This is a genomic window from Rufibacter sp. LB8, assembly GCF_014876185.1.
Lineage (GTDB): Bacteria > Bacteroidota > Bacteroidia > Cytophagales > Hymenobacteraceae > Nibribacter.
Window position 1 is genome coordinate 2,298,054 of the sequence record NZ_JADALJ010000001.1, and the last position, 21,384, is coordinate 2,319,437.

Sequence of the window (21,384 nt, forward strand, 5' to 3'; positions counted from 1 at the left end):
ACTCTAACAACACCAGGTCTGTAACTGTTTGGGCAGAAGGCTATTTTAAATTAAAACTTAAAAAAGTCTAAGAAAACCTTTACCTTTGCGGGCTGAAAACAACCTCTGAATGCAAAGTATCCGCAACATCGCGATTATTGCCCACGTGGACCACGGTAAGACCACGCTGGTAGACAAAATCATCCACGCCTCAAAAATTTTTGACGCCCACCAACAGTTCGACGACTTAATCCTGGACAACAATGACCTGGAGCGGGAACGCGGCATCACTATCGTTTCCAAGAACGTATCGGTTCGTTACAACGGTGTTAAAATTAACATCATTGACACGCCTGGTCACGCCGACTTTGGAGGAGAAGTGGAGCGCGTGCTCAAAATGGCCGACGGTGTTCTTCTGTTGGTAGATGCCTTTGAAGGCCCCATGCCCCAGACCCGTTTTGTGCTAGGCAAAGCTATCCAGTTAGGCTTGAAGCCAATTGTGGTGGTGAACAAGGTAGACAAAGAAAACTGCCGCCCAGACGAAGTACATGAAATGGTATTTGACCTCATGTTCAACTTAGATGCCACCGAAGACCAACTGGACTTTGTGACCATCTATGGTTCCAGCAAGCACGGCTGGATGAGCACCGACTGGCAGAAACCCACTGACAATATCATTCCTTTATTGGATGCTATCATTGACGTAATTCCTCCGGCTCCTTCTGAAGAAGGCACGCCGCAGATGCAAATCACGTCTTTGGACTACTCTTCTTTTGTGGGTCGTATTGCTATTGGTCGCGTGAAACGCGGAACCTTGCAGGAAGGCGCCAACATGAGCCTTTGCAAGCGTGACGGCTCTATCAAGAAAGTGAAAATCAAAGAATTACAGGTGTTTGAAGGCCTGGGCCGCGTAAAGGTAGAATCTGTTTCTGCCGGCGAAATCTGTGCCGTAACCGGTATTGAAGGCTTCGAGATTGGCGACACGCTTGCTGATTTTGAAAACCCAGAGCCGTTGGAGCGCATCTCTATTGATGAGCCAACCATGAACATGCTGTTCACCATCAACAACTCTCCTTTCTTCGGAAAAGAGGGCAAATTTGTGACATCGCGCCACTTACGTGACCGTCTGTTCAAGGAGATGGAGAAAAACCTGGCCCTTAGAGTTGACGAAACTGACAAAGAAGATACGTTCCTGGTGTACGGCCGTGGTATTCTCCATTTGTCTGTACTCATTGAAACCATGCGCCGCGAAGGCTACGAATTACAGGTAGGCCAGCCGCAGGTTATCTTCAAAGAAATTGACGGCCAGAAGCATGAGCCAATGGAGCACTTAGTGGTAGACGTTCCTGAGGAATCTGCCGGTAAAGTGATTGAATTGGTAACCCAGCGTAAAGGTGACCTGACCATTATGGAGCCCAAAGGCGATCTTCAGCATTTGGAGTTCAACATTCCGGCCCGTGGTTTGATTGGTCTGCGTAACAATGTCTTGACGGCCACCGCCGGTGAAGCCATCATGAACCACCGTTTCATCAGCTACGAGCCTTTCAAAGGCGCTATCCCAGGCCGTATCAACGGTTCGTTGATCGCTATGGAAACTGGTCCGGGAACGGCTTATTCTATTGACAAACTGCAAGACAGAGGCGTGTTCTTTGTTGATCCGGGCGAAGATGTGTACATGGGTATGGTAATTGGGGAGCACTCTCGCCAGAATGACCTGACCGTGAACATCCAGAAAGGAAAGCAGTTGACCAACATGCGTGCCTCTGGTTCTGACAACAACGTGAAGATTGTTCCTAAGAAACAGTTCTCTCTGGAAGAAGCCATGGAATACATCCAGAAGGATGAATTGCTGGAGATCACGCCTAAGAGCATTAGAATGCGTAAGATTTACCTGGACGAGAACGAGCGCAAGCGCTTCGGCAACTCCCAAGGTTAATTGAAACAATACATTTACAAAAAAGCCCGGCCAATTGGTCGGGCTTTTTTGTTGGCTTCCGTTTTCGGGCTCATTTCCGGAAATGAAGCTAAAAACGGGAAAGCGCAATTCCTTCTCCCTCTGGGATAGAGGTTTTAGATGAGGGTCTGAATTTATTTGGATTTGATGCTTCAGCACCGGCATTGGGCACAGACACTCGTAGGAGCTGCGCACGCTACGAGGTCTTTTGAGCGAGCGCCTGGTGCGTTTCTGAACCCGTTGAGACCAGGCAGTGCCTGGTCTCAACACGCAATGCTGATTTTCCGTTTTCGGGCTCATTTTCAGAAATGAGCCCGAAAACGGAAAACACCTATAAGTCTGGTTGCTTTACTTCAAATGCGTGGGTGGCGCTGCCGGCTTTTCCGTCTGGGGCGAGGCCTTGGATAACCACTTGGTATCTGCCTTTCTGGTCTGCCGTGAAGAACTGAAGCTGCGCCTTGCCCTGGCTATCTGTTTGCACGGTGGGGTTCCAGTAAAGCAGGTTGCGGAGGTCGGGCAGGCGGCTGGTCTGCAACTCTGAGGTGCCGTACTGCGGGCTGTGGAATTCGCGCTGGATCTGCAGGCCGTCATACTCCACCAGCAAAGCCCTGGGATCTACCTGAAAGCCTTTCAGGTTGCCGGCGTACGTGGTGAAGCTCACAATGCCTGGGAACTCTGTGGCGCCCATGTAAAATTTACGGGCCGTTACGTCCAGCTGGCGTACGTTCTTGGGGTCATAGGCCATGATGGAATCTGTGGTGAACACGGGCACGCCGTCTAACAACACCAAAGGTTCATCTTTGAAAGACTCTTTCCTAAACTGGTCTACTACCGCAAACTGGAACCGTTTTCCTCGCTTGCGCACCAACACCGGCGGCACGTATTCGCGGAGCACATCTTCCATGAGCGGGAATCGGGTGAAGTCATCCAGCAGATACTGGCGGTCTGGTTTCCCGTAAAAAGCGGTGCTGTCTACCCTGGGGAAATTATAGATGTACGTGGAATCTGGCGCATGGAAACGCTGCACCTGCAGATGCAGACTAGCAGCCTCTAAGCGCGGCAACAGATTGGAAGTTACCGTTAATGGGTGCGGTTTGCGCGTTGCCGATTCAGTAGAAAATGGATCCAGAATCTCAAACTGGTAGGTGCTGTCGCGGCGCGTGTCTGTTTGCAGGACCACGTCGCGGGTGCCGTACAAATTTGGCATCTGGAACAGCAGTCTCCCGTTCTGGTCACTTTTAACCAAAGCAAGGCCCACTTTTAAAGACGGTGCCGCCAAGTAGGTCATCACCCCCGGGGCCGGGGCACCCGTTCTGCGGTCGGTGATTTTCCCGTTCACCAAATGGCCGTTGACCTCGGGTATGTAGGTCAGGGGCTTCTCCGGATTTTGCAGCACATCGGCCCACGTGAAGCGGCTCCAGCCGTGGGTCAGCATGAGGTTGTCGGCGGCAATCTCGCCTTCACGGCCCATGTCCAGGAAATAATAACCCGGGTCTTCCACGGCACCTTTCAGGTCTGAGCTCAGGTAGAACCAGGAAAGAATATCCTCGGTCTCTGGCGCCTGCAAGGAATCAAGCCTGTACACCGCCACCGACAGTTGAGCGGCCTGGCCCGCGTTGAGAAAACTTTGCGCAGTCACCTGCAAGTTTACCTCGCTGCGAGATGTGTATTCCCGGCGGTCAGTATCTGCTTTTATATTCAGGACCTGGGCCTGGGGCCGCTTGAAGTACAACCGCTCGCTTACAGGTTGATTGGCGGCATTGAACAACGTGAGGTGCGAGATACCTTCGGCCAATTTCGATTTAGGCAGTAGAAAGGTTGCGGTTCCTTGCTGGTCCACGCTTTGGGTCTGCACCCATTGCACCATTTGGCGCGTGTGCACCAACAGCGAGTACGAGGCCTTGTTCACGCCTGCCGTGGTCACCGCCACTGACACATGGTCTGGATGCGTGTCTGTGAGTTGCAAGACTACCCCGCTTCCCTGGGCTTCTGGCAAAGGCCTGGTCATCAGCTGGCCTTGATTGCCTTTGAACACGGCACGGTACTGCTGCCCAACCTCTGGCGTGAGTTGAAAGGTGCCAATCCCGAACTTATGGGTGTAAAAACGGGCTACCGTGTCATTTTTGCTGTTGACCACTGCGCCTACAAAACTGCCGCCTTTGCCCTGCGCATCTACCGCCTGAAACGCCACTTTGCTCTGCAAGCCGTTCACCAAGTGTCCGCCTTCCGGGAAAAACCGCACCATGTAATCCACAGACACCTCTGGTTCTTTTTGAGCGAGAGGCTTAAACGTGTTGACCACTGTGATTGACTTCTCAAAAAAGTAGGCGGCGTCAAAATTCTTCATCCAGTTGGTGTAAGCCCGCAAGACGTACTTTCCCGCTGCCATGGAAGACGGCAAGGCCAGGGACCCGCCCCCGCCCTGGTCCATGGCCACCTTGGCCTGAACCACAGGCACGTTTTCAGAATCCAGCACTTCCACGCAGGCTACCTTGCTGAGGCTAAAGGGTTGGTGGGTGATGCCGTCTACCTGGTAGATTTTAAACCAAAGCGTTTCACCGGCCAAATAGTAATTACGGTCTGTGTGTACAAACAGCTTTTCTGGCGTGGCGTGGCTAGCGGCAGCATGCAGTTTTTGCCCAATATCTGAGAGAAGTACATTTTGGGCCCAACCCTTGATGCTGAACAAAAGACAGAAAGCTGTCAGAACAAACGACTTGTGAAGATGAGGTCTAGTCATGGGCACGGTTACCAAAAATCAGGTTTCTTGCCACTTCCGCCGTTGTCCCGGCATTCGGCGCAGCTAAACTTCAACATCCAGGGCGGCCCACTGTCACCATCTGCACTAGGGCTGGGTGGCGGGAAGTCTATTTCATCTAATGGGTCCACCAGTACATATCGCATTTTGACAAAATCATTGATAAAATTAGGATCTGGCCCCACCCCTGGAATAATGGGAACCGGCACAAATGTGCAAGTTCTTGTATACTGAAACTCCCAGGGGTTCAATTGAGCCCTCTCCAGGAAAAACCGCTTGGTTGCCAAAGAACGCGCGCTGAAATATCCCAACACCGGTTCATTGACATCTCTGATGTTGGTCACGTTTCCTCTAATCTGGGAAGGCTGGGCATCAAACAAAGAGCCTACTTCCTCGGTGTTCTTCCGCAGGATTTCCCAGAAGTCATGCTCCTCGCGGCTGATGGCATACTGCTTGACCAAGATGCTGTAGCGCATGCTCAATTTCTCTGAATTCCCGTTAATGGCGGCAATCCGGAATCCGTTGACCACATCATTTGCCAGCCTGGTGGTAGCGCCCACCAAGATATTGGTGGAAGCCCCGTATTTCCAGCAGTTCTGGTAGGTGCTGTCTTCGGGGGTTCTGAGGCGCATTTTGCCGTCTTTGTCTAAAATGCGTCTGGTGTAGTAGGGGGCGGTGTATTCAAAGGTCTCGTCATAGGTCCAGCGGTAGTACTTGGTGCTGTTGGCAGGGTCACTGGTGTTGACGCGTATGTTCACGTTGCTGCCTTCCACGTCCCAGGTGATGGACTCAATGGGCGGTGTTTTGCCCGTGCTCACGGCGGTGGACGTGTATTCCCGGTTGTTTTTGGTCTTAATTCGAAGTTTATATTCTACCCCATAATCTACTGCCAGACCGGTGGCTGAGTAGGTACCCGCAGGTTTTTCTGCCAACGTGATTTTGGTGCCGTTGCCGTATTCCAGCCAGACGGTGGCGCCGGTCTCTGGTTTAGCGGCGGCTTTGTTGGCCAGGCTCTGCGTGCGGGTCAACCGGACAGACGCCTTGCGCGCCTCTATTTCCACAGCTCCGTCAACCACCAGCAAACCTTCGCCGGCGGCGGTCTCCGGCAAGAGGTATTCCTCCACGCAACTGGCCAACACCAGGCAAAAGAGACCCAACCAAAGAAACTTAAAAGATGATTTCATCAGAATTTAAAGTTATAGGTCACGGTAGGAATCGGGCGACCGAAGACGGACAGTTTGTAGCCTTTGATCATGCCTTCCTCAGACTTGAAGTAAATGGAATATGGGTTCTTGCGGCCCGTGAGGTTGTAAACCGCCAGGGTCCAGGAGCTATGCGCCAGCTTTTTGATTTTGTGGCTGCCTTCCAGGTTCAAAGAAAAATCCACGCGGTAATAATCTGGCACCCTGAACTGGTTTCTTTCTGAGTAGTAAATGCGCTTGGAACCGCCAATTTCAAAAATGGAAAGCGGCAAGGTGATAGGCCTACCGGTACTGTAAGTGAAGTTAAGCGAAGTGTTGATGCGGCGGCTGAAGCGGTAATTGCCCACCAAGGTCACATCATGCGGTTTGTCAAAGTTGCTGGCGTAGAATTTCCCCAGGTTGATCTTCTCCACAAACTCCTCGTCATCTGACTGAATCAAGGACCGTGACCAGGTGTAGCTGAGCCAGCCGTTGAGTTTGCCTTCGGTTTTGCGCACCATCAGTTCCACGCCGTAGGCTTTACCCCTGGAGTTGATCACATCGGTTTCAATCTGGTGGTTGAGCAGTAGTTTGGCGCCACTTTTATAGTCCAGTACGTTCTGCATGGTTTTGTAGTAGACCTCCGCCGATGTCTCAATGGTGTTGCTCTTGAAGTTCTTGAAAAGCCCCAGGGAAATCTGGTCACCTAGCTGCGGTTTGATGTGGCTGTCACTCAGTTTCCAGATGTCTGTGGGGGAAATCATGGCCGAGTTGGTGAGCATGTGCAGGTACTGGCGCATGCGGTTATAGCCCGCCTTCACAGAAAAACTCTCCGTGAAACTGAAGCGCAAAGCTGCCCGGTACTCTGGCCCATGGTAGGTTTTAATGACCTCGTTGCTGCCGTACTGGGTTTTATCAATCACAGTGCTTTCATTCTTGGCCACACCCGGTGCGTACGTGAACACTTCTTTGCTGCCCATGTAATTGAAAAAGGAATACCGAAGCCCCACTGACACCATTAACCGCGGCGTAATTTCATACTGGTCAGAAAGGTAGATGGCACTTTCCAGGCCCTGCTCCTGCGCCACTTTGTCTGGTACCACCAGGGAGGTTTCGCCCAGGGGCTGGTAGTTGCCCGGGTTCATTTTGTAGAAGGTGCTGCTGGCGCCAAAGTCCAGGGTGTGTTTCTGCCCAAGGTTATAGGTAAGGTCTACCTTGGCATTCACCTGCTCCTGGTTGTACGACAGGCCATAGGCGTTGACTTCGTTTTTCTCACTGGTGACGTTGTAGTTGTAGCCGCTGTAAGACGTAGTGAATGTCCCGAACAGATTTTCCTTGAACGAATGGCCCCACTTGAAAATCAGGTTCCGGTTCTGGTATTGGTACAGCGTGTCACTGCCCAGCTTGAAATTATCATTGCTGAAATAGCCCGTCAGGCTAAGCGCGTTGTTGGCGTTAATGGTGTGGTGCACGGTGGCGTTGAGATCAAAGAACCCGGCTTTGCTGTTGTTCAGGGTTTCATTGGGCAATTGTTTCAAAAGCCAGTCTGAGTAGGACGTTCTGCCGCCTACTAAAAACGAGGTCTTATCTTTGATGATAGGCCCTTCCAACGACAACCGACCGGCAATCAACCCAATACCACCTGCACCCGCAAATTTCTGCTTGTTCCCTTCCCGCGTGGTAATGTCCAGCACTGAGGCCAGTCTGCCGCCGTACTTGGCCGGAATGCTGTTCTTGTACAATTCCACGCCTTTGACCACGTCTGGGTTAAACGCCGAAAAGAAACCGAACAAGTGCGACGGATTGTAAATGGTCGCATCATTGAAAAGAATCAGGTTTTGGTCGGTGGCTCCGCCGCGCACGTTCAGGCCCGTGGAACTCTCGCCCACGCTTTTCACACCCGGCAAGGTCAAGACCACTTTCAAAACATCGGCCTCACCAAAGGCAGTGGGCACCTGCCGAATGGTTCTGATGTCCAGTTTCTCCACGCCCATGCCCGCTGAGGTCACGTTTTTATCGCGGTTGCCGCGCACCAGCACTTCATTCAGAGACACCGTGCTGCTTTGAAGTTCCACACCCAGGCGGCCGTCTGAGTAGAGCATGATCTGGCGCTTGGTTTCGCGCATGCCAATGCTCCTGATTTTCAAGGTGTGACGACCTTTGGGCAAAGACAAGGCGTAGTTGCCGTTCTCATCGGTGTTCACGGCGGTCATGGGGTTTTCAATCAGTACAATGGCTCCCACCACCGGCTCACCCGTTTTTCCGTCTACAACCGTGCCCCGTATGGTAGCGTTGCCGGGTGTGATTTTGTTCGTTTTGATGCCAATTTCATAGAGTTTGGTTTCTGAGCCGGCGGTTTGCTTTCGGGCATCACGCTGCGCGAGCACGCTGGGCACGCTGGCTTCAGAATCTTGGGAGCCGTTGAGAAAATCTGCGGGAAGTGAGGCTTGCAAGCTGGCTCCTTTCACCACAAACACCCTGTTCTCTGAGTCTATGGCAAACGTCACATCAGACCCTTTGAATAACTGCTCCAAGACCACGGCAATGGGCTGCTGATTGACCTGAGGCAACTGTACCCGCAGGCTGTCTAGCTGCCGTGGATCAAAGAAAAACCTATAAGGCGTCTGGGCTTCTACCTGCTTGACAAACTGCTCAAACGTAAGCCCCGCAAAAGTACCTGAAACCGTCACAGGCAGCTTGTTCTGGGCAGAAACTGAACTCAACGTACTGATGAACAGAGCCGTAATTAGCCCCAAAATAAAACGGATGCTCATGGCCGGGACGTTAATTGGTCATACGCCTTCGCTAACCGCACCATGGCCGCCTCCGGGTTTTGAGCGAAATCCACGCCCTGTTCTTTCATGAATTTCTGGAGGTCGGCTTTTTTATCTGCGAACACCTTGAGCACGGAGCCCTTGCTTTTCACGGGATAATATTGTCCGTTTTTGTGGATGAAATAAGTGTCTTTCTGATTGAAAGTAAGGCCGGTAGACTGCTTGAGGGTGGTCTTGGTCCGTTTGGCCAGAACTTGCACCTGACCCAGGTACAACTGGTCATAAAAACCACCCGGCATGTCTTGTATGGTAGAATCTAATCTGGTGAATGAATGGCCCTTGGTGCTGAAATTTTGGACGTTCTCTACCGCTATCTGAATTTTATGCAGCGTTCCCTGTTCGCCGGGCTGCACCACCACTACCAAATCATTGGCAATATCATAGAGCAAGGGGACTGCCGCGTAGGTGATGCCGTCAAAGGTGAGCGTGCCATCTTCCCAAAGGTCTGAGCCATAAAACGGATGGCCTTTTAATTTGCCTGCGAAGCCCGTGTATTCCGGCCCCACAAAGACAGGCATTTGTATCCGTAGCGCTGTATGGTACAGTTTCAAAGCCCCGGCTCCCGGTTCCAGGGCAGAAGGCTGAGCATTGGCAGAAGTTGGGTTCTGGGAAAAGGCTGCCGGGTTTGTGCCGAAGACACAAATAAGCAGAAAGATGCAGGCTGCGCTTCGGGACATGGGGAAGGGAGTTACTATTTTACTGCAATTTCTCAGAATATTTCCAAGAAGCAACCTTTGCCAGCCCACTTTGTAAAATAAATTCAGAAGTTAAAACAGAAGGGTTGTAATACGCTGGCATTCAGCTTCGCCAAGGCAGTTCCTAATTCTACTTCGGCCTATGTTCGCTACATAAAAAGGGTGCCATCTGAGTGAAAAGTTTTTCCGTTTTCGGGCTCATTTCTGGAAATGAGCCCGAAGACGGGAAGAAACAATTCTACCAGAAATGTTAAAACGAAACGCGCCGTTTCTCATCACTGCTCTGCTTAATGCGTTCAATGACCGTAATCACATCCCGGGCCTGTTCTGGGGTAACGACTAACGGCGCCTGGCCGGTAATGGCCTGGTACACGTTTTCATAGAACCCGCGGTAATGGCCTACTTCGCTTTCTACGGTGCCTTTGAGTTTCAGGCCCTGGTGCTCGGTGTGCAGGTGGCCCCAAATAGAGGCAGGCTCCACGCCCCAGTTGGCAGATTGGTGCGGCAACAGGCCGTCATTGAGCGCTTTCTCCTGCACATCCAGGCCATATTTCAGGAAAGAGCCCTGGTCGCCGTGGAGCGTGTAGCGGGGACTGAGTTCCTTTACCAGCAAGCCCGCCGACAGCGTGACGGTGCAGTTTTCATAATACAAGGTGGCCTCAAATTTATCTATGATCCGGCTGTGTTTTCGTTGCACGCGCATGTCCCCAAAAATTTCTATAGGCCGCCCGAACAACACCAGCGCCTGGTCAATTAAGTGAGAACCCAGGTCAAAGACAATGCCCGCGCCGGGCGCGACTTCTTCTTTCCAGGTATTCTCGCGCACAGCCGGCCGGAACCGGTCAAAATGTGCTTTGTATTCCACCACATTGCCCAGCACGCCACTGGCCACTACTTTCTGCACCGTTTTAAAGTCACTGTCCCAGCGGCGGTTGTGGTAGACGGTGAGCAGCTTGCCCTGGGCTTGGGCCAGTTCAATCAATTGGGTGGCTTGCTCAGAGGTGGGCGTGAATGGTTTCTCCACCACCACGTGCTTGCCGGCCAGGAGCGCTTTCTGGGCCAGTTCAAAGTGCGACGCGTTGGGCGTGGCAATCACCACCAGGTCAATGGCAGCGTCTGCAAAAATATCTTCTACGTTGGCGGTGATGGCGGCTTTGGGGTAGCGATCCTGCGCAATCTGGATGTTGGGTGCCTTAGACTCCCGTATTCTGGTGAGTTCCAACCCCGGCACGGCGTGAATGAACGGCCCATGGAAAATTCTGCCGGCCATGCCAAACCCAATAAGCCCTACGCGTATGTTGTCTTTAGTCATAATGCTGCTGTTTTCTGCTGGTAAGCCCGGCTGTGGCAAAATAGCCAGTTCTTCCCTTATTTTTAGTTTCTACTTGTACGTCACTGGCTTTTGAAAAGTAACCTGGCTGGCTTTGGGTCTGCAAAAAAGAATTCGTCTTTTGGTTTTGGGGTGTAAAACCCGGCCAGCTTGGCCGTAGGGCTATCAGTCTGAACCAGTTTTCATCACCAGTAAAACTGCGTAAAAAGTGCCTCTATTATCTGCACGGCAACCTTCTGGCGTTTTGCTTTTTAAGGCTGTCATCTTTTTTTAGCACAAACGCACCTAGTCAAAAATATTCTCGTATATTTGAGTATCAATTAATATCACAAAATGAAAAACGGTAAAGTAAAATTCTTCAATGACTCCAAAGGATTTGGTTTCATTAAGGACTCAGAATCAAATGAGGAGTATTTCGTACACGTGTCTAACCTAGTGGACGAAATCAGAGAAAACGATGAAGTAACTTTTGACCTGAAAGAAGGTAACAAAGGTTTGAACGCTGTAAATGTGAAACTTGCTTAAGTTTTAATATAAATCAGTTCTCAGGAAAGGGCCTCGTAGTATTACGAGGCCCTTTTTCTTGTCCCCACTTTTAAGACCGAAGTGCGTTTTGGGGCTCATTTTCAGAAATGAGCCCCAAAACGCACTTCGGTCTTTCTTTTTTGAGTAGCTTAGAACACTGAACGCATGTGCCCAGTGATGGGAATGCGGATTCGGGCTTTTTAACCCTTTTCATGTTGTCTATGTCTTTCAAATCTTGGGCTGGTGCGCTGTGCGCGGCCATTCTTTGCTTACAGATAAGTGGCTGCTCCTCTGCAGCTGAAACCAAATCAGAAACCGCACCAGTTGCCGCCACCGCCACTGTGGCAGGGGCAGCTTCCCCAGCCGCAACCACCCCGGAAACGACGCCAACTCCTGCCCCAGCCACCACTTCAGAATCTACCGCACCCGCCACCGCTGAGACCGTTTTGGCCAGAAAACAGGTGCCCATTTTGTGCTACCACCAAATACGCGAGTGGACCGCCAAAGACGGGAAAGTGGGCAAAGACTACATTGTAAAGCCCAATGACTTCAAAGCCCAGATAAAAATGCTGGCCGACAGCGGCTACCACACCATTCTGCCCGACCAACTGCAGGCCTATCTCACCAAAGGCACGCCACTGCCCAGCAAACCCATCATGCTCACCTTTGATGACACCAAGCTGGACCAATACACCGTGGCCAAACCCACGCTTGACAAATACGGTTTCAAGGGCGTGTTTTTCATCATGACCGTGTCTATTGGTCGGCCCAATTACATGACCAAAGAGCAGATCAAGCAGCTTTCAGACGAAGGCCACGTGATTGGCTCGCACACTTATGACCACGGCAACGTGAAGAAATATGAAGCCGCCGACTGGGTGCGCCAGATTGAAAAACCCACCAAACAGTTGGAAGCCATCACCGGCAAACCTATTGAGTATTTCGCGTATCCGTTCGGGTTGTGGCGGCCAGAGGCCATTCCGGAACTGCAGAAACGCGGATTCAAGGCGGCTTATATTCTGGCTACCAAACGTGACCCAAATGACCCCTTGTTTACCATTCGGCGCATTATTGCCAGCGGTTACTGGAGCACCAAGGGCTTGTACAACAGCATTCAGAACAGTTTCTAAGGCCTCGCGTTTTACCGCATGAACAGACGTAATTTTCTGAACCACGCGCTGCTGGGAACGCTGGGCCTGGGCGCCGTGGGCAGTTGGTACACCCTGCAGATGGAGCCTTTCTGGCTGGAGTTTGTCCGGAAGAAAATGCCCATCAAACACCTTCCCAGCCACTTAGTGGGCAAAACGGTGATGCAAATCAGCGACCTGCACGTGGGCAACCGGTTTGACTACCATTATCTGATTAAGGCTTTTAAAGACGCCCAGAACTGGGAACCGGATTTTGTGGTCTACACCGGCGATTTTGTGAGCTATGAAGATGAAACCCAGTTTCAGCAATTAGACGAAGTTTTGCGGCACGCCGTGAAAGGAAAGCTGGCCACCGTGGGCATTCTGGGAAACCATGACTACGGCAAAAACTGGGCAGAGCAACCCGTAGCCGACCAGATTACCTCGCAGCTGGAGCAAGCCGGTATTACCGTCTTGAGCAACCGGCAAGCAGATTTCGCAGGTCTCAACATTATTGGGCTAGACGATTATTGGGCCCTGAACTTCGCGCCAGCACAGGTCATGCAGCAGTATGACGCCTCCAAAGCCAACCTGCTGCTCTGCCATAACCCCGATGTCTGCGATTTGGACGTCTGGAACGGTTACCAAGGCTGGATTCTGGCCGGGCACACCCACGGCGGCCAATGCAAGCCTCCCTTTCTGCCCGCACCCATCCTGCCCGTCAAAAACAAAAAATACGCCCAGGGCGAAATAGATTTACAGGACGGCCGAACGCTTTACATCAACCGGGCTATTGGGCATTCCTTCCAGGTCAGGTTTAACGTGCGGCCGGAGATCACTATTTTTGAGCTGGCCCAAGGGTGAATTTTTCCGTTTTCCTGCCCTATTCCAGAAACGGGGCCGAAAACAGAATTAACGCCTCGCCAAATCCATTTGCCGGTAAAACCAGTACATCTAGGTTCACCTAGAACTTTACCAGAACATGGATAGCATCAACCAAAACCAACCCGAAGACAACCACCAGGATTTACAGGGCCAGGAAGCAGCCAAGAAAATGAAAGAGCTGGCAGAGAACGCCGAAAGCTGTTTTTTCTGCACCAACATCCAGGCTGGCCAGCCCATCACCTCGCGCCCCATGGCCGTGCTCAAAGCCGATGATACTGGTAGTTTCTGGTTCCTGACCTCAGATGATTCGCACAAGGTAGAGGAGTTGGAGAAAGACCCTTTTGTGCAGTTATTCTTCCAGGGCTCCAAATACTCAGACTTCCTCACGGTGCACGGCAACGCGCGCCTCAGCAAAGACAAAGAAAAAATCAAGGAACTCTGGAATCCCATGCTCAAAACCTGGTTCACCGAAGGCATTGACGACCCGCGCATCACCGTTTTGCAGGTGGTGCCCACCGGCGGCTATTACTGGGACAACAAACACGGCAACGCCATCGCGTTCATGAAACAGGCCGTAGGCGCCACCATTGGCGTAACCCTGGATGATTCCATTGAAGGAAACTTGAACGTGAAATAGACTTCTTTACCGTTCATAAAAAGGCGTTTTCGGCTTCATTTACAGAAATGAGCCCGAAAACGCTTTTTGTTTTAATCCAGATGACGCAAAATGCTCATCCGGATTTATCAATCCGGCTGTATTCTGTTGGGGAATTATAAATCCCCGGAAATGCAATAAGACCATCTCTCTTTTGTCATCTTGGAAAGATCTTGTGGGCAAGTTAGAAAAGCGTTTGGTAAAAGCCTGTCTAGTTGGCCACCAAGATCCTTTCAGGATGACAAAAGAGAGATGGTTGATTGAAACAGTTTTTTGATAGTTACCGCTCTTTCGGATTTATCAATCCGAAAGTAGTCTGTCGGGGATTTATAAATCCCCTGAGGAGTAAGTCCGGATTGATAAATCCGGACCAGCAATAACGAATCACTAACCACTGAAAACGAAAAACCACTAATTACCTCAGCACTTCTCCAGCGCCTGCAGAATATCATTCAGAATATCATCGGCGTACTCCAAGCCCACGGAAATTCTGATTAAACCCGGCGTAATGCCCACAGCCTGGCGCTCGGCTTCAGTGAGTTTGGCGTGGGTGGTGCTAGCGGGGTGCGAGGCGATGCTGCGGGTATCTCCCAAATTGGCGGTGAGCGACATCAATTGCAGGCTGTCCAGGAACTTGCGGCCGCTGTCCAGCCCGCCTTTCAGTTCAAAACAGAACAAGCCGCCACCGTTTTTCATTTGTTTCTTGGCGATTTCCACCTGCGGATGGCTGGGCAGAAACGGATATTTCACCCAGTTGAGTTTTTCATGTCCTTCCAGTTTAGTGGCGATGGCCAAGGCATTATTGGCGTGGCGTTCCATGCGCACATCCAGCGTCTCCAGGCTCTTGCTCAGCACCCAGGCATTGAACGGCGACAAAGCGGGGCCCGAGCTTCGGCAGAAAAGAAAAATCTCTTTCACCAGTTCTTTCTTGCCCACTACCACACCACCCAACACGCGGCCCTGTCCGTCAATCCATTTGGTAGCCGAATGCACCACCAAATCAGCCCCAAACTCAATGGGCCGCTGGTTCACGGGCGTCGCGAAGCAGTTGTCCACGTTGTAAATGATGTTGTGCTTTTTACAGAGTTTGCCGGCGGCCTCCAGGTCCAGAATGTCCAGCCCCGGGTTAGTAGGCGACTCCAGGTACAGCATTTTGGTATTCGGCCTGATGGCGGCTTCCCATTCCTCGGGATTGTCTGCGGGCACGTAACTGTACTCAATGCCGTACTTGGGCAAATATTTGGTAATGATGGTGTGCGTGCTCCCGAAGATGGAATTGCAGGCCAGCAGATGGTCTCCGGCTTTGAGCAAGGCCATGAACGAGGCGAACACCGCGCTCATGCCAGAGGCAGTGGCGTGCCCTGCTTCGGCTCCTTCCAGGGCGCACATTTTGTCGGTGAATTCCTGCACGCTGGGGTTAGAAAACCGACTGTAAATGTTGTCATCGGTTTCATCGGCAAAGGCGGCGCGCATGTCCTCGGCGTTGTCAAACATGAAGCTGCTGGTCAGGAAAAGAGGCGTGGAATGCTCCATTTCCTGGGTGCGCTCAGTCTGTATTCTTATGGCTTGGGTCAGCGGATGGTAGTCCATTATTTAATGTGCTAATTTTTGAATGTGCAAGTTGGTATCAGGAAGCAGGTATCAAGTAGCAAGACACGTGATGTTAATTTGTACAAGTTCGGCTAAGAAAAACGCGTGCTGCTTAGAAACATGCGTTCTGCGAAGAAATGCGTTCTACATAGAAATACGCTCTGCGAAGAGTTAGCAACGCGCTCTTCGCAGTAACGGGCAACCAATCTCCAGATTGGCGAAACGTTCATGGCACAGACGCTCGTAGGAGCTGCGCGCACTACGAGGTCTTTTGAGCAAGCGCTGAAGCGGTCCCTACACTGAGTTGCATGCACCCCTACCCCTCCCAGAAAAGGAATTATCTGGAATGCGTGGGAGACAAGGCAGTGCCTGGTCTCTACAGGTTCAAGTCCTGTTTTCGGCTCCATTTCCAGAAATGAGTCCCAAAATGCTAGCCAGTATATTCCCCTCCTCGGAGGGGTTAGGGGTGGGTTTACATTTCCCAACTCAGGACTCAGAACTAGAGACTCAGAACTGGTTACGCCGTAACCCGCACTTCCCAGGTAATCTCCGCGCCTGCCCTTCTCAGCGTTTCGGCCACGGAGCAGTATTTGTCCATGGAGAGTTGGCAAGCTTGTTCGGCTTTGGCTTGGTCTAGGTTGTGGCCTTGCAAGTCGAAAATCACGTGCACGGTTTTCCAGAGACTGGGTTCCCTGCCGGCTTCGCGCTCCCCGGAAATATCCATTCTGAATCCGGTGAGTTCCTGGCGCTTCTTCTTCAGAATCATGGCCACGTCAATGCCGCTGCAGCCGCCCAAAGCCATCAAGAGCATTTGCATAGGGCGCACGCCGGCGTTGGTGCCGCCGCCTTCGGGGCTGGTGTCGGTGGTTAACGAGTGGCCATTGGCATCTTTGGCCTCAAAACCGTAGTCGCCGGCCACTCTGTTCATCTCAATTCTTATCATATTTATGTCGGTTTTACGCCTGCAGGCCTTTACTTTGCAAAAGATAACGGTGCTGCATGAATTATTTTCAAAACGCCCAGCCTTTTGCGTTAGAAGGCGGGCAAACACTTCCAGAAATCACGGTGGGCTACCACACGTTTGGTCAGCTGAACGCAAAGAAAAGCAATGTGGTCTGGATTTGCCATGCTTTGACCGCTAATTCCAACGCCATGGACTGGTGGGATGGCCTGGTGGGCGAAAATAAAGTCATAGACCCGGCCAAGCACTTCATTGTCTGCGCCAACATTCTGGGTTCCTGCTACGGCACCACCGGCCCGCTCAGCGTGAACCCTCAAACCCAGGAACCTTATTACGCATCATTCCCGGCCATGACCATCAGAGACATGGTGAAGGCGCACATTTTGCTCCGCGAACACCTGGGGCTGGAGAAAATACAGATTCTGGCGGGCGGCAGCATGGGCGGTTTCCAGGTCTTGGAATGGGCGCTGGCCGAGCCGGAAGTAGTGGAAAACCTGTTCCTGTTGGCCACCTCGGCCGCCGAAAGTACATGGAGCATTGGCATTCACACCACCCAACGCTTAATGCTGGAAGCCGATGGTACCTGGGGCGAACCCTCTCCTACCGCTGGCGCGAAAGGTCTCAAAGCCGCTCGCGCGTTAGGCACGCTCACCTACCGCAACTACCAGATTCTGGCCCAAAACCAAACCGACCCCGACCCTGAGAAACTGGACAATTACCGCGTGTCATCGTATTTGAATTACCAAGGCGATAAACTGGTCAACCGCTTCAATGCCTACAGTTACTGGGTGTTGACCAAAGCCCTGGACAGCCACCACCTGGGCCGTGGCCGTGGCGGAAAATTAGAGCCCGTCTTGCAGAAAATAAATCAAAGAACGCTTATTATTGGTATCAGCAGTGATATTCTCTGCCCGGTGCAGGAACAACAATTCCTGGCCCAGCACTTGCCCCACGCCACCTACGTGGAGATTGACTCCAACTACGGCCATGATGGGTTTATCATTGAAGGCGAGAAAATTTCCCGGCATTTCACAGAATGGTTAGATTAGATTTAGAAAGCAAAACCAGTTTCAGGCACAATGCCGTCTGGGTAGGAATAAGTCGCGACCTGTCCTAAACGCTGGCTAAAAGTTAACCGGTTTCCAATAAAGAATACCTCAACATTGCGTTCCCTCCAGTGTAAACATCCCCCTACCCCCTTCCAAGGGGGAATCTGCGAACAGTAAACTTGCCTCTGCCAATTTCCGTTTTTGGCTTCGTTTCTGAAAATGAAGCCAAAAACGCTTTACCGCAAAGCTCCCCTCTCCGTGGGAGAGGGGCCGGGGGTGAGGTCTACAACGTCTTCAGCAGAATTCTAAGGCTCCAGAGAATCACCAGTGAGCCTACGGCGATGAACATGGTTTTCATGGGCAGTTTTCCGGCCAGGTGGGCGGCGATGGGCGCGGCAATCAGCCCGCCAATCACCAGGCCCAAAATGATGTGCAAGTGACTCAGGCCCAGCATGGCGAAGAACGTGAGCGAACTGGCCAGCGCCACAAACAACTCAGTGATGCTCACCGAACCAATCACAAAGCGGGGCGCGCGGCCCTTTGCAATCAAGGTGCTGGTTACCAGAGGCCCCCATCCGCCCCCGCCAAACGAGTCCAGGAAACCGCCGGCCCCGGCCAACAGACCAGCCTTCTTAATCTTCTGTTTGGCTGCTTTTTTCTTCCGGAAGGCGTTGTACATAATACGGGAACCCAGAATCAAAGTATAAAACGCCAGCACCGGACGCACATAATCGCCGTACTCTTCGCCCACCACGCTTAACAGATACGCGCCCGCAATGGCCCCAAGCACGCCCGGTATGAGCAGCACCTTGAACAGCTTCTTGTTCACGTTCCCGAACTTGTAATGACTGTAGCCCGAGGCCCCGCTGGAAAACACCTCGGCGGTGTGAATGCTTCCGCTGATGGCTGGCAAATTCACGCCTAATGACATGAGAATGGTGGTACAGGTAACGCCGTAGCCCATGCCCAAGGCACCGTCTACCATCTGCGCGGCAAACCCGGCCAGAATCATCCAGTAGAACAGGGGCTCAACATTCAGCAACAGGTTTTGGGTGCGCGCCGCCGCCTCGGCCAGCGGAAAAAAGAAAGAAACGCCGTAACCCAGCACCATCAAAAACAACGCTGCCGCGCCGCCCAGCGACATCTTTTTCCGGTGCTCGGTTTTTAAATTCATAGGCCGGTGACGGTCAAGTGGCACGGGTAGCACGTTGGTATTGTCCTTTGGCTGCGCATTTTAGTTTTGCCCGAATGGTAGAGTTTGAAGGACTGAATTCATTCCCGTTTTAGGGCTCAATTCCAGAAATGAGCCCTAAAACGGGGATTCCTAAAATCAGAAAATGATTTTAACTAAATGCCCAGAATTCTTCCTGTTTGGCTTCGGTGGAAATCATGCAGGCGCCTACGGTCACGTTGCTGGTTTCGTCAATCAAGATGGCGCCGCCATTGGCGCGTAGTTTCTTGTAGGAGTCAAACGCGATGGGCGAGGCAGTTTTAATCACGGCTTTCACCACGTCATTCAGGCCCGCCGAGACCGGCGACAGTTCTTTCTCCAGGGTGTTCACGTTGAGTTTGTAGTGCAGTTCTTTCACCACGGCGCGCACGGTGCGGCTGTTGATTTGGAGCAGATATTTGTTGCGCGGCAAGAGCGGCGTGTTACCCATCCAGCACAACACCACCTCAAATTCCTGGGCCACCTGCACGGGCGCGTCTTGCTTCACTATCACATCGCCGCGGCTAATGTCCACGTCATCTGCCAGGTGCAAGACTACGCTCTGCGGCGCGAAGGCTTCTTCCACTTCTTCGCCGCCTATTTCCACCGCCGAGATGGTGCTTTCCACGCCCGAGGGCTGCACCACCACTTTGTCGCCTTTCTTATAGATGCCGCTGATGATTTTTCCGGCATAGCCGCGGTAATCTGGCAGTTCCTCGGTCTGCGGACGAATGACGTACTGCACCGGGAAACGGCCTTCAGAGAGGTTGATGTCTTCGTGCACTTCCACGGTTTCCAGCACGCGCAGCAAAGACTCGCCCTCGTACCACGGCATTGCCGCAGATTTATCCACGATGTTGTCGCCGTTCAAAGCGCTGATGGGGATGAAGGTCACGTTTTTCAGGCCCAAAGATTTGGCCACCTGCGCGTAATCAATCACGATGTCATTGTACTTGTCTTCAGAGAAGTTCACCAAATCCATCTTGTTCACGGCCACCACCACATGCGGCAGATTGAGCAATGATACAATGATAGAATGCCTTCTGGTTTGCTCCACCACGCCGTGGCGCGCGTCAATCAAAATAATGGCCAAATCAGAGTTAGACGCGCCGGTGACCATATTGCGGGTGTACTGAATGTGCCCCGGCGTGTCTGCGATGATGAATTTGCGCTTGGGCGTAGAGAAGTATTTGTAGGCCACGTCAATGGTGATGCCCTGCTCCCGCTCAGCCCGGAGCCCGTCGGTGAGCAACGCCAAATCTACTTCGCCGGCGGCGCGGTTCTTGGTGCTGCGCTCCATGGCTTCCAACTGGTCTACCATGATGGATTTGCTGTCATATAACAGGCGGCCAATCAACGTGCTTTTGCCATCGTCTACGCTTCCGGCGGTTAAGAATCTTAGAATATCCATTTTGAAATGTGCTAATGAAGCAATGTGCTTATGTACTATCCGTTTTCGGCCTCTTTTTCAGAATTGAGCCCGAAAACGGAAATACTACTCACCTTTTTGATTTCTATTTTCCACATCGGCTGTGCCGAAAAACTTTATTTCTGCGTGGCAACTGCTTTTCTAGCTCGCCCACAAGATCCTTTCAGGATGACAAAGAGGGAGAAAGCAAAATGACATAGAGGAAGAAAGTCAGAATGACAAATAGCAAGAAGTTTAGTCACTACATCCGGTTTACAGTGAAAGAAAAAATCACTCACTCACTCACTCACTCACTCACTCCATCCTTCACTCATTAGAAATACCCGTTCTTCTTTCTATCCTCCATAGCGGCTTCAGAGGCGCGGTCGTCAATGCGGGTCTGGCCGCGCTCGCTGGTGTTGGTCGCGATGATTTCATTGATGATATCATCTAGGGTTGAGGCGCTGGACTCTACGGCGGCGGTGCAGGTCATGTCACCCACGGTGCGGTAACGGACTACTTTGCGGCTCACCACGTCGGTTCCGTTGAGGGTAATGAATTGGTTGGTGGCAACCAGGCGTCCTTCAAACTCCAGTACCTCGCGCTCGTGGGCGAAGTAAATGTTGGGCAGCTCAATGTTCTCGCGACGGATGTAGTTCCAGATGTCCAGTTCAGTCCAGTTGCTGATGGGGAACACGCGCACGTTTTCGCCTTTGTTGATTTTGCCATTGTAGATGTTCCAGAGCTCGGGGCGTTGCAGCTTGGGGTCCCAGGTGCCAAACTCGTCACGGACGGAGAAAATGCGTTCTTTGGCGCGGGCTTTCTCCTCGTCGCGGCGGGCACCGCCAATGCAGGCGTCAAAGGCAAACTCCTCAATGGTGTCCAGCAAGGTGTAGGTCTGCAGGCCGTTGCGGCTGGGCAGTTTGCCTTTCTGCTCGGTGAGGCCTTTGGCTTTGATGGTGTCTTCCACGTGGCGCACAATCAGTTTTTCGCCAATCTTATCTGCCAAGTAATCTCTGAAATCTAATGCTTCCTGAAAGTTATGGCCGGTGTCAACGTGCACCAGCGGGAACGGGAACTTGCCGGGCCGGAACGCTTTCAGGGCCAGGTGCACCAGCACGATAGAATCTTTTCCGCCCGAAAACAGCAGGGCCGGACGCTCAAACTGACCCGCCACTTCCCTGAAAATATGAATCGCTTCTGACTCCAGCTGATCCAGGTAATCTAATGTATAGGAACCCAT

At 51.9% G+C, this 21,384-nt stretch carries 16 protein-coding genes; 6 read left to right on the forward strand and 10 right to left on the reverse strand.

Going from position 1 to position 21,384, the window contains the following annotated elements:
• The first annotated feature begins 109 nt into the window (after positions 1-109).
• Positions 110-1,915 (forward strand): translational GTPase TypA, encoded by a 1,806-nt coding sequence (gene typA / locus IMY23_RS09760; protein WP_192821901.1) that lies wholly within the window; start codon positions 110-112, stop codon positions 1,913-1,915.
• A 349-nt stretch (positions 1,916-2,264) separates the two neighbouring features.
• On the opposite strand, the gene IMY23_RS09765 is transcribed toward typA, so the two are convergent.
• The 5 genes from IMY23_RS09765 to IMY23_RS09785 form a co-directional block, all read right to left on the reverse strand.
• On the reverse strand, positions 2,265-4,622 hold the full coding sequence (locus IMY23_RS09765; RefSeq protein WP_192821902.1) for a hypothetical protein: 2,358 nt from the start codon (positions 4,620-4,622) through the stop codon (positions 2,265-2,267).
• 59 nt (positions 4,623-4,681) lie between these two features.
• Complete coding sequence (locus IMY23_RS09770; protein ID WP_192821903.1) at positions 4,682-5,875, reverse strand: DUF4249 domain-containing protein; 1,194 nt, start codon at positions 5,873-5,875, stop codon at positions 4,682-4,684.
• Entirely contained in the window at positions 5,875-8,646 is a 2,772-nt protein-coding gene (locus IMY23_RS09775) for a TonB-dependent receptor (protein ID WP_192821904.1), read from the reverse strand. The genes IMY23_RS09770 and IMY23_RS09775 overlap by 1 nt, the downstream gene beginning before the upstream one ends.
• Entirely contained in the window at positions 8,643-9,383 is a 741-nt protein-coding gene (locus IMY23_RS09780; protein ID WP_192821905.1) for a hypothetical protein, read from the reverse strand. The genes IMY23_RS09775 and IMY23_RS09780 overlap by 4 nt, the downstream gene beginning before the upstream one ends.
• Before the next feature lie 268 nt (positions 9,384-9,651).
• On the reverse strand, positions 9,652-10,713 hold the full coding sequence (locus IMY23_RS09785; RefSeq protein WP_192821906.1) for an oxidoreductase: 1,062 nt from the start codon (positions 10,711-10,713) through the stop codon (positions 9,652-9,654).
• 351 nt (positions 10,714-11,064) lie between these two features.
• On the opposite strand from IMY23_RS09785, the gene IMY23_RS09790 reads away from it, so the two are divergent.
• The 4 genes from IMY23_RS09790 to IMY23_RS09805 all read left to right on the forward strand — a co-directional run bounded on the left by IMY23_RS09790 (position 11,065) and on the right by IMY23_RS09805 (position 13,905).
• Positions 11,065-11,256, forward strand: coding sequence for a cold-shock protein (locus IMY23_RS09790; protein ID WP_192821907.1), 192 nt, complete (start codon positions 11,065-11,067; stop codon positions 11,254-11,256).
• A 221-nt stretch (positions 11,257-11,477) separates the two neighbouring features.
• Positions 11,478-12,386, forward strand: coding sequence for a polysaccharide deacetylase family protein (locus tag IMY23_RS09795; RefSeq protein WP_192821908.1), 909 nt, complete (start codon positions 11,478-11,480; stop codon positions 12,384-12,386).
• An 18-nt stretch (positions 12,387-12,404) separates the two neighbouring features.
• On the forward strand, positions 12,405-13,247 hold the full coding sequence (locus IMY23_RS09800) for a metallophosphoesterase (protein ID WP_192821909.1): 843 nt from the start codon (positions 12,405-12,407) through the stop codon (positions 13,245-13,247).
• Between the two features lie 118 nt (positions 13,248-13,365).
• A complete protein-coding gene (locus IMY23_RS09805; RefSeq protein WP_192821910.1) occupies positions 13,366-13,905 on the forward strand; it encodes a pyridoxamine 5'-phosphate oxidase family protein in 540 nt (179 codons plus the stop codon).
• Positions 13,906-14,343: 438 nt separating this feature from the next.
• On the opposite strand, the gene IMY23_RS09810 is transcribed toward IMY23_RS09805, so the two are convergent.
• Together IMY23_RS09810 and IMY23_RS09815 are read right to left on the reverse strand one after the other, a co-directional pair.
• Entirely contained in the window at positions 14,344-15,513 is a 1,170-nt protein-coding gene (locus IMY23_RS09810; protein ID WP_192821911.1) for a PLP-dependent aspartate aminotransferase family protein, read from the reverse strand.
• A 517-nt stretch (positions 15,514-16,030) separates the two neighbouring features.
• Entirely contained in the window at positions 16,031-16,456 is a 426-nt protein-coding gene (locus IMY23_RS09815; RefSeq protein ID WP_192821912.1) for an OsmC family protein, read from the reverse strand.
• Between the two features lie 56 nt (positions 16,457-16,512).
• Here IMY23_RS09815 and metX point away from each other — a divergent pair, with 56 nt between their 5' ends.
• A complete protein-coding gene (gene metX, locus IMY23_RS09820) occupies positions 16,513-17,523 on the forward strand; it encodes a homoserine O-acetyltransferase (RefSeq protein WP_192821913.1) in 1,011 nt (336 codons plus the stop codon).
• 283 nt (positions 17,524-17,806) lie between these two features.
• Here metX and IMY23_RS09825 read toward each other — a convergent pair whose 3' ends face one another.
• The 3 genes from IMY23_RS09825 to cysD all read right to left on the reverse strand — a co-directional run bounded on the left by IMY23_RS09825 (position 17,807) and on the right by cysD (position 21,384).
• Entirely contained in the window at positions 17,807-18,697 is an 891-nt protein-coding gene (locus IMY23_RS09825; protein WP_192821914.1) for a sulfite exporter TauE/SafE family protein, read from the reverse strand.
• 169 nt (positions 18,698-18,866) lie between these two features.
• A complete protein-coding gene (locus IMY23_RS09830) occupies positions 18,867-20,144 on the reverse strand; it encodes a sulfate adenylyltransferase subunit 1 (protein WP_192821915.1) in 1,278 nt (425 codons plus the stop codon).
• Positions 20,145-20,475: 331 nt separating this feature from the next.
• Positions 20,476-21,384: a sulfate adenylyltransferase subunit CysD gene (cysD, locus tag IMY23_RS09835; RefSeq protein WP_192821916.1), complete on the reverse strand. Its 909-nt coding sequence runs from the start codon at positions 21,382-21,384 to the stop codon at positions 20,476-20,478.

Coding starts and splice junctions, on each gene's coding strand:
- IMY23_RS09815 (WP_192821912.1), bottom strand. CDS start 16,456: ATGATAAGAATTGAGATGAACAGAGTGGCCGGCGACTACGGTTTTGAG.
- IMY23_RS09830 (WP_192821915.1), bottom strand. CDS start 20,144: ATGGATATTCTAAGATTCTTAACCGCCGGAAGCGTAGACGATGGCAAA.
- cysD (WP_192821916.1), bottom strand. CDS start 21,384: ATGGGTTCCTATACATTAGATTACCTGGATCAGCTGGAGTCAGAAGCG.
- IMY23_RS09800 (WP_192821909.1), top strand. CDS start 12,405: ATGAACAGACGTAATTTTCTGAACCACGCGCTGCTGGGAACGCTGGGC.
- IMY23_RS09785 (WP_192821906.1), bottom strand. CDS start 10,713: ATGACTAAAGACAACATACGCGTAGGGCTTATTGGGTTTGGCATGGCC.
- typA (WP_192821901.1), top strand. CDS start 110: ATGCAAAGTATCCGCAACATCGCGATTATTGCCCACGTGGACCACGGT.
- IMY23_RS09780 (WP_192821905.1), bottom strand. CDS start 9,383: ATGTCCCGAAGCGCAGCCTGCATCTTTCTGCTTATTTGTGTCTTCGGC.
- IMY23_RS09810 (WP_192821911.1), bottom strand. CDS start 15,513: ATGGACTACCATCCGCTGACCCAAGCCATAAGAATACAGACTGAGCGC.
- IMY23_RS09775 (WP_192821904.1), bottom strand. CDS start 8,646: ATGAGCATCCGTTTTATTTTGGGGCTAATTACGGCTCTGTTCATCAGT.
- metX (WP_192821913.1), top strand. CDS start 16,513: ATGAATTATTTTCAAAACGCCCAGCCTTTTGCGTTAGAAGGCGGGCAA.
- IMY23_RS09795 (WP_192821908.1), top strand. CDS start 11,478: ATGTCTTTCAAATCTTGGGCTGGTGCGCTGTGCGCGGCCATTCTTTGC.
- IMY23_RS09825 (WP_192821914.1), bottom strand. CDS start 18,697: ATGAATTTAAAAACCGAGCACCGGAAAAAGATGTCGCTGGGCGGCGCG.
- IMY23_RS09790 (WP_192821907.1), top strand. CDS start 11,065: ATGAAAAACGGTAAAGTAAAATTCTTCAATGACTCCAAAGGATTTGGT.
- IMY23_RS09770 (WP_192821903.1), bottom strand. CDS start 5,875: ATGAAATCATCTTTTAAGTTTCTTTGGTTGGGTCTCTTTTGCCTGGTG.
- IMY23_RS09805 (WP_192821910.1), top strand. CDS start 13,366: ATGGATAGCATCAACCAAAACCAACCCGAAGACAACCACCAGGATTTA.